Raw genomic sequence first — 16,949 nt, 5'->3', positions numbered from 1 at the left:
CGGCGGAAAGTCTATCGACCGCTCCGGAGCGCTGTCGGAAATTGCATCGGGCCAGGGCGGAAGGAAATTCCGCACCCCGCCGCATAGCCTAGGGAGACTTGGATTTTCGGGCGCAGAGCGCCTTCAACCATAGGGAAAATGCTAGGTGCGTGCCGGTCAGCGGCATGGAGACTTCGCGGCACAGGTAATAGTGGGAGTCAGGCGCCGCCTGGAGGCCGAACGGTGCGACCAGACTGCCATCGTCCAGCCAGTCGCCCGCCAGGCTGCGCCGCGCGATCATGACGCCCTGTCCGGCCCGCGCTGCGGTCATCGCCAGCCCCACGTCGAAGAAGCTCACGCCGTTCTTGGGCTCCGGCCAATCCAGCCCGGCGGCGTCAAACCAGGGCCTCCAGGGGTCCAGGGGACAGTGCAGCAGATTCGCGCCGGCCAGGTCGGCAGGGCGGCGCAAGGCGCCGTGGCGCGCCAGATAGCCGGGAGAGCAAGCCGGGAAAACAGCGTCGTCCGTCAGGCGTTCCGACACCGAGCCCGGATACCGGCCCAGGCCGAAGCGTATCCAGAAGTCCGCCTGGGTGGGGCCGATGTCCAGATAAGGGATCGACAACACCACGCTGATGTCGAGGTTGGGATGGGCCGACGTGAATTCGTGCAAGTTCGGTCCCAGGATGTAGTGCCCGAAGGTCGGGGTCGTGACCAGCCGGAGGCGTTCCCGGGGCCTGGAGCGCCGATGCAGCGAGATGTCGGACAGCAGATGCAGCGCGGTTTCGATCTGGTCCAGGTATTCGTGCCCCGCTGCCGTCAGCGCGACACCCCGGCTGCCGCGATCGAACAAGGGCTGTCCAAGCGCAGTTTCCAGTTGGCCGATGCGCTTGCCGATGGCGCTGGCCGTGATGCACAGTTCCTCGGCTGCGCGGCCGAACGAGCCCAGCCGGGCAGCCGATTCGAACGCCTGGATGGTGGCCAGAGAAGGCAGGCGGAGATTCTGGTGGGCAAATCGGATCATTCGGCTTGACGACATGACGGGCCGGACGCCGGCCACCTGCGCCATTCTGGCATCAAGCACCCGGCTCGCCCATCGGGATTGGCCCCAGCCCCGGGGCGGCGGCACCCGAGACCCTCGTCGGATCCTCGCTCCGCACCCAGCCGCGCCGCGGCTGGGTGCGGCCCACGATCAGCGCCGGATCAGCCCCGCCGCCGCCGTCTGGTTCGTGGCGGTGTCGATCAGGATGAAAGCGCCCGTGGCCCGCTGCGTGTCGTAGTCGTCCAGGATCAGCGGATCGCGGGCGCGCAACTGCACGCGGCCGATGTCGTTCATGGCCAGGGTGCCGTTCCACTCCACCGAACGCAGCTCGTGGATGTCGCGCCGGGTGCGCACGGCCTGGATGCGGACCTGGGTCAGGCGGGCGCCCTGCTTCAGCCAGTACAGCCGCGCCGGATTCAGCGCCTGCTGGTCCAGCCAGCACAGGTCCGCCTCGAAGTCCTTGTCCAACGCCGGTTGCGCCTGGGCGTCGACCAGCACGTCCCCCCGGGACAGGTCGATGTCGCGGTCCAGCACCACTGTGATGCTGTCGCCCGGCGCCGCTTCATCGACCGCCTGCGCGCCACGCAGCAGGCTCGTGATGCGGGCGGACTCGCGGCTCGGCAGGACCTGGACGGCGTCGCCGACCCGCCAGGCGCCGCCCTGCAGCTGCCCGGCGTAGCCCCGGAACGCGTCGGAGCCGCTGCCGTTGTGGCGGATCACCCATTGGACGAAGAAACGCGCCTGCTCGTCCCCACGCACGGGATCAACCGACAGGTTCTCCAGCAGGGTCAGCAGCGGCGGCCCCTGATACCAGGGCGTGCGTTCACTGTGCCGCACCACATTGTCGCCCGACAGGGCCGACAGCGGCACGATGTGAAAGGCCGCAATGCCCAGGCGATCCGCCAGGTCCTGGTAGGCCGCGTGGATGCGCTCGAACACGGCGGGGTCCCAGTCGACCAGGTCCATCTTGTTGACCGCCACCACGATGTGGCGCAGCCCCAGCAGGCGCGCCAGGGTGCTGTGGCGCTTGGTCTGCGGCAACAGTCGGCCGTCGCGCGCCCGGCTGGCGTCGATCAGGATCACGGCGGCATCGGCCGTCGAGGCGCCCGTGACCATGTTGCGCGTGTACTGTTCGTGGCCGGGCGCGTCGGCGACGATGAACTTGCGCGCCGGCGTGGCGAAATAGCGGTAGGCCACGTCGATGGTGATACCCTGCTCGCGCTCGGCCTCCAGGCCGTCGGTCAGCAGCGCCAGATCCAGTTCGCTATTGGGCGCACGGGTGTATTTCGAGCCCGCGATGGCCTGCAGCTGGTCGGCGAACACGCCTTTGCTGTCGACCAGCAGGCGACCGATCAGCGTGGATTTGCCGTCGTCCACGGACCCGGCGGTGATCAGGCGCAGCACGCTGGTTTCGGGCGCGAGCTGCCATTGTTCATTGATTGCGTTCATTGTGATTCCTTGATCCAGAAGCGGCGGCCCGATTCTTAGAAATAGCCTTGTTTCTTGCGCCGTTCCATCGACGCCTCGGAGGTCTGGTCGTCCATGCGCGTGGCGCCGCGCTCGGTGATGGTGGTCACGGCCGTCTCGGCGATGATGTCGGCCGGCGTGGCCGCCGTGGACGCCACCGGGCAGGTGCAGGACACGTCGCCCACCGTGCGGAAGCGCACGCTCAGGTGCTCGGTGTGCTCGCCCTCGCGCGGCGGGGTCAGCGGCGTGATGGGGACCAGCAGGCCGTTGCGGCGCACGACTTCGCGCTCGTGCGTGTAGTAGATGGAGGGCAGGTCCAGGCCTTCGCGCTCGATGTATTGCCAGACGTCCAGTTCGGTCCAGTTCGAAATCGGGAAGACGCGGATGTTCTCGCCCGGATGCACGCGGGTGTTGTACAGATTCCAGAGTTCCGGCCGCTGGGCCTTGGGGTCCCACTGACCGAACTCGTCGCGAAACGAGCAGATGCGTTCCTTGGCGCGGGCTTTTTCCTCGTCCCGGCGGGCGCCGCCGATGCAGGCGTCAAAGCCGAATTCCGCGATCGATTCCAGCAAGGTCGTGGCCTGGGCCGCATTGCGCGAATCGCTGGCGTGGCGCAGCACCACCGTGCCGCGCGCGATGGAATCTTCGACGCTGCGCACGATCAGTTCCTCGCCCAGCTCCGCCGCCCGTTGATCGCGGAAGGCGATGACCTCGGGAAAGTTGTGGCCGGTGTCGATGTGCATCAGGGGAAAGGGAAAGCGGCCCGGGCGGAAGGCTTTTTCCGCCAGGCGCAGCAGCACGCAGGAATCCTTGCCGCCGGAGAACAGCAGCACGGGCCGCGCGCATTCGGCGGCGACTTCGCGCAGGATGTGAATGGCTTCGGATTCCAGCCAGTCGAGGTGCGTGCGAGTGAGTACGGCGGAGCTCATGATGTCGATGTTTCCGTGATGTCTGTAGAAAGGTGTGCGCGCGGGCGCACGCCGGGTGTTCCTGTGGCGCGCACATTGCCGGCGTGCAGGCCGCATTCGCGGCTGTCGCGCTGTTCCCACCACCAGCGTCCGGCGCGCGGATCCTCGCCGGGGCGCACGGCGCGCGTACAGGGCTCGCAGCCGATGGAGGGATAGCCCCGGTCGTGCAGCGGGTTGTAGGGCACGTCCAGCGCACGCGCCACGCGCCAGACTTCGTCGGTCGTCCAGAACGCCAGGGGATTGAATTTCTGCAGGCCGAACGTGTCATCCCATTGCGTTTCGGGCAGTTCGACCCGGGTCAGGGACTGTTCGCGCCGCTGACCGGTGATCCAGGCCGTATGGCCCGCCAGCAGGCGGCGCAGCGGCTCGACCTTGCGGATGCCGCAGCAGGCTTTGCGCAGTTCCACGCTTTCATAGAATGCAAATTCGCCGTGCGCGGCCACGTGGTCCTGCACGGCCTGCGGATCGGGATGCACCACGCGCGTCTCGATGCCGTAACGCGCACGGATGACGTCCACCATGGCCAGGGTCTCGGGATGCAGGCGGCCGGTGTCCAGCATGAAGACGCCCAGCGGCCGGGGCAATTGCGCCACGGCGTGGATCAGCAAGGTGTCTTCGACCCCCATGGACGAGGCCAGCAGCGCATCCGGGTGGACGTCTGCGATGCGCGCGAGACCCGCCAGCAGGGCCTCCCAGCGCGCCGCCAGCGGCGGGGACAGTGTCATCGACACAATGGATCTCCAGGAAACGAAGTCGGCTTGACCGAAAGCACCCAGTGTGCCCACCCGCCGTTCCGGGCGGAACGAAAAAAACGTTGATTCGATATAACCGCCGGAAAATCCCCGCCCCGGACACAGAACGCCGCAGCGGCACTAAAATGGGGTCACTCGCATGTCCCTGACTGTTCTGCACTCTCACCAAAGGCCGCATATCATGTCCGAACCGCACCCCCAAGTCCTGCCCTCCTACCTGGACCCCGCCCATCCCGGCCCCTGGGGCATCTACCTGGAGCAGGTCGACCGCGTGACGCCCTACCTGGGCTCTCTGGCGCGCTGGGTCGAAACCCTGAAGCGCCCCAAGCGCATCCTGATCGTGGACGTGCCGGTGGAACTGGACGACGGCTCCGTCGCCCACTTTGAAGGCTACCGGGTGCAGCACAACACCTCGCGCGGGCCCGGCAAAGGCGGTGTGCGCTACCACCAGGACGTGACCCTGTCCGAAGTCATGGCCCTGTCGGCCTGGATGTCGGTCAAGTCCGCCGCGGTCAACCTGCCCTTCGGCGGCGCCAAAGGCGGCATCCGCATTGACCCGCGCAAGCATTCCCAGAGCGAACTGGAACGCATCACGCGCCGCTACACCAGCGAAATCCACGACATCATCGGTCCCAACAAGGACATCCCCGCGCCGGACGTGAACACCAACGGTCAGGTCATGGCCTGGATGATGGACACCTATTCCATGAATGCCGGCTCCACCACCACGGGCGTGGTGACGGGCAAGCCGATCGCGCTGGGCGGCAGCCTGGGCCGCGTCGAAGCCACCGGCCGCGGCGTCTACGTGGCGGCCTGCGAAGCCGCACGCGAATCCGGCATCGACATCAAGGGCGCGCGTATCGCCATCCAGGGCTTCGGCAACGTGGGCGGCACCGCTGCGCGCCTGTTCCACGAAGCCGGCGCCCAGGTGATCGCGGTGTACGACCACACCGGCATCATCCATAACGCCCGCGGCCTGAACGTCCTGGCCCTGTTCGACCACGTGCGCGAAAGCGGCGGCGTGGCCGGCGCCCCCGACTCCGAGACGCTCACGCCCCAGGAATTCTGGTCGCTGGAAACCGAAATCCTGATCCCGGCCGCCCTGGAAGGCCAGATCACCCACGACAACGCCGACCTGATCCGCACCCGCATCCTGGTCGAAGGCGCCAACGGCCCGACCACCCCCGAAGCCGACGACATCATCTCGTCCAAAGGCACGGTCATCGTGCCGGACGTGGTCGCCAACGCAGGCGGCGTCACGGTCAGCTACTTCGAGTGGGTGCAGGACTTCTCCAGCTTCTTCTGGACGGAACAGGAAATCAACCACCGGCTGGAAGCCATGATGCGCGCCGCCTACGCGGCCGTGTCGGGGGTCGCCCGCCAGCACGGCGTATCGCTGCGCACGGCATCCTTCATCGTGGCTTGCACCCGCATCCTCGAAGCCCGCCAGGTACGCGGCCTGTACCCCTGATGCCCCGCTCGCGCGCACCCGGGACGGCCCCGTCGGCGCCGACGCGGCCGCGGCTGGTCCTGATCGGCACGGGCGGCACCATCGCCGCCACGGCGGGCGACGCCCGCACGCTGACCGGCTACCAGGTCACCCAGGGGATCGAAGCCATGCTGGCGGCGATCCCCGGCGCGACCGACGTGGCCGACATCCGCTGCGAACAGCCGTTCAACGTGGACAGCCGGGACCTGAGCACCGCCCAGGTCCTGCGTCTGGCGCGCCAGGCGGAGCGTCACCTGCGCGATCCTGACGTGGATGCGGTCGTCATCACCCACGGGACCGACAGCCTGGAGGAAACCGCCTTCTTCCTGCACCTGACGGTGCGCAGCCCCAAGCCCGTCGTGCTGATCGGCGCGATGCGCCCGGCTTCGGCCCTGAGCGCCGACGGGCCGCTGAATCTGGTCAACGCCCTGCTGACGGCGGCCCATCCGGCCAGCCGCGACCGGGGCGTGCTGGTGGTCCTGAACGACCGCATCATCGCCGCGCGGCACGCCGCCAAGCGCCACACCACGCGGGTGGACGCCTTCGGGGCGGACGGCGCGGGCGTGCTGGGCGCGGTCACCGACGGCCGGGTGCGCTATGCCGCCCGACCCGAGCTGCCTGAAACGGCCCCCTTCGACCTGTCCGGGCTACGGGCGCTGCCCCCGGTGGACATCATCCTGGATTACCAGGACGCGCCCCTGCATCCCTACAGCGCCGCCCTCCAGGCCGGATCACGCGGCCTGGTGGTCGCCGCCATGGGCAACGGCAGCCTGAGTCCCGCCGCCGTGCGTGGCTGCGCCCAGGCGATCCGCCGCGGCCTGGTGTGCATCCGCGCCAGCCGGGTGCCAGACGGCCTGGTCACGGACGATGCCGCACATGCCAACGGCCCGCTGGCCGCTCATGCGCTCAATCCCCTGCAGGCGCGCATCGCGCTGCGACTGGCGCTGGCGCGAGGGATGGATCGGGCGGAGATCGCGGAGTTGCTGCGGCGGTTGTAGACCGCCGCACTGATCTCAGATCTCAGTTCCAGTCCAGGATGACTTTGCCGCTCTGGCCGGACAGCATGGCTTCGAAGCCCTGACGGAAGTCGGCGACCGGGTAGCGGTGGGTCAGGATGGGGGACAGGTCCAGGCCGCTTTGCAGCATGGCGACCATCTTGTACCAGGTCTCGAACATCTGGCGGCCGTAGATGCCCTTGATCTCCAGGCCCTTGAAAATGACCTGGCTCCAGTCGATGCCCACACCGTCGGGCAGAATGCCCAGCATGGCGATCTTGCCGCCGTGGTTCATCTGATCCAGCATCGAGGAAAAAGCGCTGGGGACGCCGGACATTTCCAGCCCCACGTCGAAGCCCTCGGTCATGCCCAGTTCGCGCATCACGTCGCGCAGGTCCTCGCGGGCCACGTTCACCGTGCGGCTGGCGCCCATGCGGGCAGCCAGGTCCAGGCGGTAATCGTTGACGTCGGTGATGACGACGTTGCGCGCGCCCACGTGGCGGGCGATCGCCGCCGCCATGGCGCCGATCGGGCCGGCGCCGGTGATCAGCACGTCCTCGCCCACCAGGTCGAAGGCCAGCGCCGTATGGGTGGCGTTGCCGTAGGGATCGAAGATCGCGGCCAGATCATCGGACACGTCATCCGGGATGCGGAAGGCGTTGAAGGCCGGGATCACCAGATAGTCGGCAAAGGCGCCGGGGCGGTTGACGCCCACACCCTGCGTGTTGCGGCACAGATGCCGGCGGCCGGCGCGGCAATTGCGGCAATGGCCGCAGGTGATGTGGCCCTCGCCGGACACGCGATCACCGATCTGGAAGCCCTGGACCTCCTGGCCGATCTCGACGACCTCGCCCACGTATTCATGGCCGACGTGCATGGGCACGGGGATGGTGCGCGCGGCCCAATCGTCCCATTTCCAGATGTGGATGTCAGTGCCGCAGATGGCGGTCTTGCGGATGCGGATCAGCAGATCGTTGTGCCCGATGACGGGCTTCGGGACGTCCACCATTTCCAGCCCGACGGCGGGCTGCATTTTGGCCAAGGCTCTCATGAATACTCCGTATGGCCCCCACGCTGCGCCTTCGGCTTGCTGCCCCCCGAGGGGGCGCTTTTTGCCTTGGGGCGGCCCGGCGGCAAAAAGATTTCTCTAAGCTGCGCTTGTAATCACGCCCAGATCCCGGCCCACGCGGGCGAAGGCCTGGACCGCCCGGTCGATGTCCTCGGGCGTGTGGGCCGCGCTCATCTGAGTGCGGATGCGGGCACGCCCCTTGGGCACCACGGGATAGGAAAAGCCGATCACGTAAATGCCCTGCGTCAGCAGGGCGTCGGCCATGCGGCCGGCCAGCGCGGCATCACCCAGCATCACCGGGATGATCGGATGTTCGCCGGGCACCAGGTCGAAGCCCAGCGCCTGCATCTCGCGGCGGAAATGCGCGCCGTTGCGGTGGACGCGGGCGCGCAGATCGGCGCCTTCGGCGTCCTGCAGCAGCCCGATCACCCGCCGCGACGCCGCCACGATGGCCGGCGCGAGCGTATTGGAAAACAGATAGGGGCGCGAGCGCTGGCGCAGCAGGTCGACGACCACGGGATCCGCCGCGACGTAGCCGCCCGAAGCCCCGCCCAGCGCCTTGCCCAGCGTCCCGGTCAGGATGTGGACCCGGTCCGCGACGCCGCAGTGTTCCGGCGTGCCGCGACCGCCCGCGCCCATGAAGCCCACGGCATGGGAATCGTCCACCATCACCAGGGCGTCGAATTCATCGGCCAGATCGCAGATCGACGCCAGGTCGGCGATGATGCCGTCCATGGAGAACACGCCGTCGGTGGCGATCATGACGTGCCGCGCCCCGCCGTCACGGGCGGCCTGAAGCTGCGCGCGCAGGTCGGCCATGTCGTTGTTGGCGTAGCGGTAGCGGCGCGCCTTGCTCAGGCGGATGCCGTCGATGATGCTGGCGTGGTTCAGCGCGTCGCTGACGATGGCGTCCTGCTCGTCCAGCAGGGCCTCGAACAGGCCGCCGTTGGCATCGAAGCAACTGGAATACAGAATCGCGTCACCCATCCCCAGCCAACGGGCCAGTTCGGCCTCCAGGGCCTTGTGCCCTGTCTGGGTGCCGCAGATGAAACGCACCGACGCCAGTCCGAAACCGTCGGCCGCCAGCCCATCGGCGGCGGCCTGGATCAGGCGTGGATCATTGGCCAGTCCCAGGTAGTTGTTGGCGCAGAAGTTCAGCACGCCGGCGCCGTCAGCCAGGCGCACGTGCGCGGACTGCTGGCCGGCGATGACACGCTCGGACTTGTAGAAACCCTCTTCGCGCAACTGCCCGATCCGGGCGCGCGCATCCGCAAGAAATCGCTGAGACATGATCCACCTTTTGGGGGAATGCAACGGAATGGAAATGCGTGCCGGCATTGTACGCCGCCCACGCGCCGGCGACGCCGCGCCGGGCACGCACGCCCCGCACTCGACCCGGCGCCGGACGCGCCAAGGGGCGCGAAGCGATCAAACGCTTTTGACATTAGTTCACAATTCGGACAACTGATGACAATCCTGATGACTGTGCAACACTTTGACCCGTCCCGCTCCGCACTATGATGTTTTCTTTCGGCTCCATATCAGCGCGCCATAGGCATCGACCCGCCTGCGGGGGGCCGCGCGCCGCTCATCCGGTCCCCGGACCGAACCCTTATGGACTTTCGCGTTCGCCTGCACCGCGTGTACTGCAGCATCCTTTTGCCAGCCTTGATTCTGTGCCTGGGCCTGTTCGCGCCGCACGCACGCGCCGCCCTGGCCCTGGACGTCGGCATCTACGAGCAGAAGCCCGACATCTACATCGCCCGGGACGGCCGCGCGGCGGGCATTCTGGGCGATCTGCTGAACGAAATCGCCCGCCAGGAGGGCTGGACGATCCGGACCCAGGCCTGCGCCTGGGCGCAGTGCATGCAGTTGCTGAAGGACGGCAAGATCGATCTGCTGCCCGACGTCTATTACACCCTGGAACGGTCCCAGACACTCAACCTACACCACGTCCCGGCGCTGCATAGCTGGTCCCAGGTCTATGCCCGGCCGGACCACACCCTGCGCTCGATCGAGGATCTTCAGCATCACGCCATCGCAGTCCTGGCGGGCTCGACCCAGCAGGACTATCTGCAGACCGCCCTGCCCGGCCTGGGCATCAACGCCCGGATCGATTCGGTCCAGAATCTGGAGACCGGCTTCCGACACGTGCAGGCGGGTCGAGACGACGCCGTAGTGGCCGACTTCTATACCGGAGAACTGCTGGCGCAAGAACACAAGCTCGTCGCCACGCCCATCATCTTCCAACCCACCCAGGCCTACTTCGCCGCCCCGAAAGGCCGCTTCCCCACGGTCCTGGCCGCCATCGACCGACACCTCAGCGCCTGGCAGGCCACGCCCGATTCGTTCTACTACCGCACCCTGGACAGTTGGCGGCTGCCGCGTTCTCAATCCCTGCTGAGCCTTTACGGCCGCTGGATCGTCGGCGGCCTGAGCGGGCTGCTGGTCCTGACCCTGATCGTCACCCTGGCGCTGCGCATCCAGCTTCGGCGCCAACGGCGGCGCCTGCGGCGCAGCGAACGCCGCCTGGGCGCAATCCTGGACGCCATCGACGCCTCCGTCGGCATCAAGGACCTGAACTTCCGCTATACCTTTACCAACGACAAGCACGAAGCATTCCTGGGCCTGAGCGGAGGCCGGCTCGTCGGCCTGCGGGACGAAGACGTCCTGGACGATGCTGAATCCTTGGCCAGCATCCGCCGCAGCGACCAGGCCGTGATCGACTCCCAGGAACGCAGCGTGTCGCAGATGTCTCTGCAGCCGCGCGAGGGTGAATCCCGCACGTTCCTGACCATCAAGGCGCCCATGCGCGGCCCGGACGGCTCCCTGGAAGCCATCTGCACCGTCGCCACCGACATCACCGAACGCCTGCGCGCCGAGGAGACCGCCCACCACCTGGCCGTCTACGACTCGCTGACCGGCCTGCCCAACCGCCGCACGGCGCTGACCCACCTGACCCAGATGCTCGACTCAGCCAGCCAGGGCCAGTGCATCGGCGCACTGCTGCTGCTCGATCTGGACGGCTTCAAGCGGATCAACGACATGCATGGACACGACACCGGCGACCAGGTGCTGTGCGGCATCGCGGATCGCCTGCGGACCAGCGTGCGCGAGCGGGATCTGGTGTCGCGCGTCAGCGCCGACGAGTTCATCGTGCTGCTCGCCGATCTGGGCAGCAACGTCAACGACGCCGCCCGCAATGCCATGCACGTGGCCGAAAAACTGCGGGTCGCCATCTGCAACAGCGCATTCTCCGTCCAGGGCAAACCCGCCTACATCACCGGCAGCATCGGCCTGACCCTGATCCAGGCGGACAGCCAGACCACCGATTCCGTGATGCGCGAGGCCGACATGGCCACCCACCGCGCCAAGCAGCACGGCGGCAACCAGGTGACGTTCTACGAGCAGGGCCTGCAATCCGAGGTCGAGCAGCGGCTCTGGCTGGAACACGATCTGCTGCAGGCCATCGGCACGCCTCATCTCACCCTGTACATCCAGCCCCAGTTCGGCCACGACGGGCGCGTCACCGGCGGTGAACTGCTGGCCCGATGGACCCATCCCACCCGAGGGCCGGTCTCGCCCGCCCTGTTCATCCCCGTCGCAGAGGAAACCGGCCTGATCAGTCTGCTGGGCAGCTGGTCCCTGCAATTCGCCTGCGACGCCCTGGCGACGCTGCGGGAAGAGGACGAAACCTACCCCCTGTCCCTGAACGTCAGCCCCCGGCAATTGATGGAACCCCAGTTCGTCGAAACAGTACGCGACACGCTGGCAAGCAAGAACATCCCGGGCAACCGGCTGATCTTCGAGGTCACCGAAGGCGTGCTGATCCAGGATATGCAGGCCGTCGCCCGGCGCATGCAGGCACTGGCCCTGCTGGGCATCCGTTTTTCCATCGACGATTTCGGCACGGGTTATTCCAACCTGGCCTACCTGAAGCGCCTGCCGCTGTACGAATTGAAGATCGACAAAAGCCTGGTCCAGGACATCCCGGGCGACAGCGACAGCCTGGCCATCGTCCAGTTGATCCTGGCCATGGCCGACCAGCTCAATCTGCGCGTGGTCGCTGAAGGCGTGGAGACCGAGGCGCAATCCCGGTTCCTGTTCGAACACGACTGCCACGCCCAGCAAGGCTATCTGCTGGCCCGCCCCATGCCGCTGAAGGCATGGGTGGACATGATCCGCGCGCGGCGGCCCCGCTAAAGCGAGGCCGGCCGCGGCGCCGGTCCTACTTGAACATATTGTTGTAGTCCTGATCCGAGGGCTCACCCGCCGGACTGTCGGTACCGGCGCCGGCGCCATAGCCACCGAAGTTGCCCATGTCGAGCTTGACGTCCTCGATGTTCACCTGGGGCCGGTCGGCCTTGTAGTGCGTGACCATGCCGGGATACAGCAGCACCAGGATCACCATGACGATCTGGATCGCGATGAACGGGATCGAACCCCAGTAGATCTCGCCGGTGGTGACCTTGGCGATGGTCTTGCCGGTGACCCGATCCTGGTAGTCCTCCTTGGGCGCCACCGACCGCAGATAGAACAGCGCAAAACCGAACGGCGGGTGCATGAAGGACGTCTGCATGTTCACGGCCAGCAGAATGCCCAGCCAGATCAGGTCGATGCCCATCTTGTCGGCCACCGGCCCGATCAGCGGCACGATGATGAAGGCCAGTTCAAAGAAGTCCAGGAAGAAGGCCAGGAAGAAGGTCAGCAGGCTGACCACGATCAGAAAGCCCATCTCGCCGCCCGGCAAGCCGGTCAGCAGATGCTCGACCCACAGGTCGCCGTTCACGCCGCGGAAGGTCAGGCTGAACACCGAGGAGCCGATCAGGATGAACACCACGAAGCAGGTCAGCGTCGTGGTGGTGTCCATGGCCTGGCGCAGCAGCGTGAAATTCAGCCGCCGCTTGATCAGGGCCATCACCAGCGCGCCGACCGCGCCCATCGCGCCGCCTTCGGTCGGTGTGGCCACACCGATGAAGATCGTGCCCAGCACCAGGAAGATCAGCGCCAGCGGCGGGATCATGACGAAGGTCACGCGCTCGGCGATCTGCGACAGCAGCCCCAGGTGCAGGATCTTGTTGATCCCGGCCATGACGAAAGCGGCCACGCCCCAGAGCAGGATGCTGGTGACGATCAGTTCATCCACGTGCGCCCCATCGTCCAGCAGCAGTTCCACGCCCACGACGGACACGCCGACGGACAAGGCCATCAGCGCCAGCAGCGAGGGGATGCCGTGCCCGCCGCTGGGCTCGACGAAGGTACGCGCCTCCGGCGGAATGGCCGGCGCCGACTTCGGCCTGAACAAGGCCACCGCAACGACATACAGCACGTACAAACCCGTCAAGGCGAAGCCCGGCAGGAAAGCGCCCTTGTACATGTCGCCGATGGAACGGCCCAACTGGTCGGCCAGCACGATCAGCACCAGCGAGGGCGGGATGATCTGCGACAACGTGCCGGATGCTGCGATCACGCCGGCCGCCAGCTTGCGGTCATAGCCGTAGCGCAGCATGATGGGCAGCGAGATCAGGCCCATCGAGATCACCGAGGCGGACACCACGCCGGTGGTCGCCGCCAGCATCGCGCCCACCAAGATGACCGCGATCGCCAGGCCGCCGCGCAGCGGACCGAACAACTGGCCGACGGTCTCCAGCAGATCCTCGGCCATGCCGGAGCGTTCCAGGATCAGTCCCATGAAGGTGAAGAACGGCACCGCCAGCAGGGACTCGTTGCCCATCACGCCGAACACGCGCTGCGGCAGCGCCTGGAACAGCGCCGGGGACAGCAGCCCCAGGTCGATGCCGATCAGGCCGAACAGGATGCCGTTGGCCGCCAGGGAAAAGGCCACGGGAAAGCCCAGCAGCAGCAGGACCACCAGCATGCCGAACATGATCGGCGCCATATAAGCGAGTAACAATGCTTCCATGGTCAGTGCCCCTCATGCGAGGCGGCCTCGCGCTGTTGCGCCTCGCGGGCGATTTCTTCGGCGAGCAGTTCCTCGGCGGACTTGCCCGTGTGGACTTCGCGGGGATCGGGGCAGCGGCCGAGCAGGCAACCGATGCTCTTGATCAGGTGCGAGATGCCGGCGGCCACCAGCAGGGCGAAGCCGATGGGAATCAGCAGCTTGGCCGGCCAGCGGATCAGGCCGCCCGCGTTCGAGGACTGCTCGTGGTTCACGAAGGCGTCCATGAAGAACGGCCAGGACAGCCACATGATGAGCCCGCAGGCGGGCAGCAGGAAGAACAGCACGCCGATGATTTCGATCCAGAGCTGGGCGCGCCGGGAAAAGCGCGAGGCCAGGACGTCGACGCGGACGTGTTCGTTCTTGAGCAGGGTGTAGCCCGCCGCCAGCAGGAAGATGGCGCCGAACAGATACCACTGCAGTTCGAGCCAGGCGTTGGAACTGACGTTGAACAGCTTGCGGATCGTCGCGTTCAGGGAACTGACGAGCACGGCAAGCAGGATCAGCCAGGTCACGGCCCGGCCCACGCGGCGATTGACGGCGTCAATCGCTCGCGACAGGGCGAGAAGTGCATTCATGGTGAGAGCCGATGAAAAGGGTTGCGTCCGGACACGCACAAGCCCCCTCGGGGGGGGCTGGGCGCGATCCGGTCATGAGCGGCCTTTAAAAACAGGCCGGCACGAGGCGTCGATTACTTGGCCGCCGTGGCCATGTATTGGTCGAAGCTGCCTTCAGCAATGCGGAACCACGGGATTTCGTGGTCGCGGAAGCCCATGTAGGCGTCGTGGATCTTCTTGAAGCCGGGATCCTTGGCGGACAGTTCCGCATAGGTTTCCTGGGCGGCCTTGTAGCAGGCGTCCATGACGGGCTTCGGGAAGGCGCGCAGCTTGGCGCCTTCGGCGATCAGGCGCTTGAGGGCGTTGGGGTTTTCCGCGTCGTAGGTGGCGATCATGGTGTTGGTCGCCAGGGCGGAGGCCTGGTCCAGCACGGCCTGATAGTGCTTGGGCAGGGCTTCGTACTTGTCCTTGTTGACGTACAGGGACACCTGCAGCGTGCCTTCCCACCAGCCGGGGAAATAATAGAACGGCGCCACGCGGTGGAAGCCGAGCTTTTCGTCATCGTAGGGGCCGATCCATTCGGCCGCGTCGATCGTGCCCTTTTCCAGGGACGGGTAGATGTCGCCGCCGGCGATCTGCTGCGGCACCACGCCCAGCTTCATCAGCACTGCGCCGGCGAAGGCCGCCGTGCGGAATTTCAGGCCCTTGAGGTCTTCGACCGTCTTGATTTCCTTGCGGAACCAGCCGCCCATCTGGGTGCCGGTATAGCCGCAGGGAAAGTTCACGATGTTGAATTTGGCGAACAATTCACGCAGCACGGCCAGGCCGCCGCCATGGCGCACCCAGGCGTTGTACTGGCGGGTGTTCAGGCCGAAGGGCACGGCGCCGTCGAAACACAGGGCCGGGTCCTTGCCGTAGTAGTAGTAGGACGCGGTATGGCCGCATTCGACCGTGCCGTTCTGCACGCCGTCGAGCACGCCCAGGGCGGGCAGGATCTCGCCGCCGGGGAAGGCGCGGATCTGGAACTTGCCGTCGGTCGCCTCGGAGATGAACTTGGCGACGTTTTCGCCGCCGGAATAGATGGCGTCGGCGCTGCGGGGGAAACTGGAAGCCAGGCGCCACGTGAGGGTGGGCGATTCCTGGGCGAAAACGGGAGCGGCCAGGGTGGCGCCACCAGCGGCCGCACCGAGGGCAGCCTTCTTGAGGAAGGAACGACGTTGCATGAGAGAGAGCCCCTAAGTTGGTTGGTAAACCGGTCAAATGTGCCGTTTTGTAAACGGTTCGAGAGCGCGTGAATAATGCATGAAACTTGAAGCCTTCCGCAATCGGTAATAACGCCTAATGTCCGCCTTGATTGAATCTGCCAATTTCCAGGAAGGGAATAGGGGAACCCGAGCACTGCGCCGCCTCCGTGCCGCATTCAGGTACAGCCCCGCCTCCGTGTGCGACAATGCCGATTTGGTCATCACGACCCTCCCGGCGTGCCTCCCTCCTCCGATTCCTTCAGCCTGGCGCGGATCGCCCTGCCGGCATTTGGTCCTTCCCTGCTCTTTGGTCTGGGCGAAGGCGCCATCTACCCGATTCTCGCCCTCAGCGCCCGCGAACTGGGCGCCAGTTCCGCGCAAGCCGGCCTGATCGTCGCCCTGATCGGCATCGGCTCGATGCTCGCCAACCTGCCCGCCGCCGCGCTGGCCAACCGCTACGGCGAACGCCGCGCCATGATCGGGGCCGCCGCCTTCAGCCTGGCCGCCCTGGTGCTGTGCCTGATCGCCCACACCCCCTGGGTCCTCGGCCTGGGCGTCCTGATGATCGGCCTGGCCAGTTCCGTCTTCCTGCTGGCGCGCCAGACCTACCTGATCGAAGCCGTGCCGGTCCACATGCGCGCGCGCGCCATGTCCACGCTGGGCGGCACCATGCGGGTGGGCCTGTTCGCAGGCCCCTTCATGGCCGCCGGCTTCATCCACTGGATGGGGCTGCAGGGCGCCTACTGGGCCGCCATCCTGGCTTTCCTGGGAGCCGGCATTCTGGCCTTCAGCGTGCCGGATCTCGAACCCCGCGACCGCACCGCACACCGCAACGCCCCGCCCCTGTCCCTGGCGGGCCTGGCCCGCGCGCACGCGGGCGTCTTCCTGACACTGGGGGTCGCCACGGCGCTGGTCTCGGCGATCCGCGCCTGCCGCCAGATCGTCATCCCGCTCTGGGCCGACCAGATCGGCCTGGACGCCACGCAGACCGCCCTGATCTACGGCATCATGGGCGGCGTGGACATGCTGCTGTTCTATCCCGCCGGCCGGATCATGGACCTGCGCGGCCGCCACTGGGTCGCCCTGCCCTGCATGCTGATCATGGGCGCCAGCCTGATCGCCATCCCCTGGACGGCGGGATTCGCCGGCCTGCTGGCGGTCAGCATGGTGCTGGGCGTCGGCAACGGCATCGGCTCGGGCATCGTCATGACCATCGGCGCCGACGCCTCCCCCCCCGCCGACCGCACCCGCTTCCTGGGCATCTGGCGGCTGATCACCGACCTGGGCGGCGGCGGCGGCCCCTTGCTGATGTCCGCCGTCACCGCCGTCCTGTCGCTCGCCAGCGGCATCACCGCCATCGGCGCCATCGGCTTTGTCGCCGCCTGGATGTTCTGGCGCTGGCTGCCCCGTAAAACCGCCTCTCCCTGACCT

13 protein-coding genes are annotated in these 16,949 nt (G+C 66.9%); 4 read left to right on the top strand and 9 right to left on the bottom strand.

The window, feature by feature from the left end:
• Nucleotides 1–88: 88 nt before the first annotated feature.
• The 4 genes from ACFO0J_RS05850 to ACFO0J_RS05835 form a co-directional block, all read right to left on the bottom strand.
• Entirely contained in the window at nt 89–1,000 is a 912-nt protein-coding gene (locus tag ACFO0J_RS05850; RefSeq protein ID WP_376812121.1) for a LysR substrate-binding domain-containing protein, read from the bottom strand.
• A 168-nt stretch (nt 1,001–1,168) separates the two neighbouring features.
• Complete coding sequence (locus ACFO0J_RS05845) at nt 1,169–2,467, bottom strand: sulfate adenylyltransferase subunit 1 (protein ID WP_376812120.1); 1,299 nt, start codon at nt 2,465–2,467, stop codon at nt 1,169–1,171.
• Nucleotides 2,468–2,502: 35 nt separating this feature from the next.
• A complete protein-coding gene (gene cysD / locus ACFO0J_RS05840; RefSeq protein WP_376812119.1) occupies nt 2,503–3,414 on the bottom strand; it encodes a sulfate adenylyltransferase subunit CysD in 912 nt (303 codons plus the stop codon).
• Nucleotides 3,411–4,178, bottom strand: a complete 768-nt coding sequence (locus ACFO0J_RS05835; RefSeq protein WP_376812118.1) for a phosphoadenylyl-sulfate reductase — start codon at nt 4,176–4,178, stop codon at nt 3,411–3,413. Before ACFO0J_RS05835 ends, cysD begins: the two co-directional genes overlap by 4 nt.
• A gap of 208 nt (nt 4,179–4,386) precedes the next feature.
• Here ACFO0J_RS05835 and ACFO0J_RS05830 point away from each other — a divergent pair, with 208 nt between their 5' ends.
• Nucleotides 4,387–5,676 carry a Glu/Leu/Phe/Val family dehydrogenase gene (locus ACFO0J_RS05830; RefSeq protein WP_376812117.1) on the top strand — a complete coding sequence of 430 codons (1,290 nt, stop codon included), beginning with the start codon at nt 4,387–4,389 and terminating at the stop codon, nt 5,674–5,676.
• On the top strand, nt 5,676–6,692 hold the full coding sequence (locus ACFO0J_RS05825) for an asparaginase (protein WP_376812116.1): 1,017 nt from the start codon (nt 5,676–5,678) through the stop codon (nt 6,690–6,692). Before ACFO0J_RS05830 ends, ACFO0J_RS05825 begins: the two co-directional genes overlap by 1 nt.
• Before the next feature lie 22 nt (nt 6,693–6,714).
• Here ACFO0J_RS05825 and tdh read toward each other — a convergent pair whose 3' ends face one another.
• Together tdh and ACFO0J_RS05815 are read right to left on the bottom strand one after the other, a co-directional pair.
• A complete protein-coding gene (gene tdh / locus ACFO0J_RS05820) occupies nt 6,715–7,740 on the bottom strand; it encodes an L-threonine 3-dehydrogenase (RefSeq protein WP_376812115.1) in 1,026 nt (341 codons plus the stop codon).
• A gap of 96 nt (nt 7,741–7,836) precedes the next feature.
• Nucleotides 7,837–9,096, bottom strand: coding sequence for a glycine C-acetyltransferase (locus ACFO0J_RS05815; RefSeq protein ID WP_376812114.1), 1,260 nt, complete (start codon nt 9,094–9,096; stop codon nt 7,837–7,839).
• Nucleotides 9,097–9,372: 276 nt separating this feature from the next.
• Here ACFO0J_RS05815 and ACFO0J_RS05810 point away from each other — a divergent pair, with 276 nt between their 5' ends.
• Nucleotides 9,373–11,961, top strand: coding sequence for an EAL domain-containing protein (locus ACFO0J_RS05810; protein ID WP_376812113.1), 2,589 nt, complete (start codon nt 9,373–9,375; stop codon nt 11,959–11,961).
• A 25-nt stretch (nt 11,962–11,986) separates the two neighbouring features.
• On the opposite strand, the gene ACFO0J_RS05805 is transcribed toward ACFO0J_RS05810, so the two are convergent.
• The 3 genes from ACFO0J_RS05805 to ACFO0J_RS05795 all read right to left on the bottom strand — a co-directional run bounded on the left by ACFO0J_RS05805 (nt 11,987) and on the right by ACFO0J_RS05795 (nt 15,497).
• A complete protein-coding gene (locus tag ACFO0J_RS05805; RefSeq protein WP_376812112.1) occupies nt 11,987–13,681 on the bottom strand; it encodes a TRAP transporter large permease in 1,695 nt (564 codons plus the stop codon).
• 2 nt (nt 13,682–13,683) lie between these two features.
• Nucleotides 13,684–14,295, bottom strand: coding sequence for a TRAP transporter small permease subunit (locus tag ACFO0J_RS05800; RefSeq protein WP_376812111.1), 612 nt, complete (start codon nt 14,293–14,295; stop codon nt 13,684–13,686).
• Nucleotides 14,296–14,408: 113 nt separating this feature from the next.
• Complete coding sequence (locus ACFO0J_RS05795) at nt 14,409–15,497, bottom strand: TRAP transporter substrate-binding protein (RefSeq protein ID WP_376812110.1); 1,089 nt, start codon at nt 15,495–15,497, stop codon at nt 14,409–14,411.
• Between the two features lie 258 nt (nt 15,498–15,755).
• Here ACFO0J_RS05795 and ACFO0J_RS05790 point away from each other — a divergent pair, with 258 nt between their 5' ends.
• Nucleotides 15,756–16,946, top strand: a complete 1,191-nt coding sequence (locus tag ACFO0J_RS05790) for an MFS transporter (RefSeq protein ID WP_376812109.1) — start codon at nt 15,756–15,758, stop codon at nt 16,944–16,946.
• Nucleotides 16,947–16,949 lie beyond the last annotated feature (3 nt).

This window comes from Castellaniella hirudinis, assembly GCF_042651965.1.
GTDB lineage: Bacteria > Pseudomonadota > Gammaproteobacteria > Burkholderiales > Burkholderiaceae_B > Castellaniella > Castellaniella hirudinis.
This window is presented reverse-complemented; position numbering and strand designations above follow the sequence as displayed.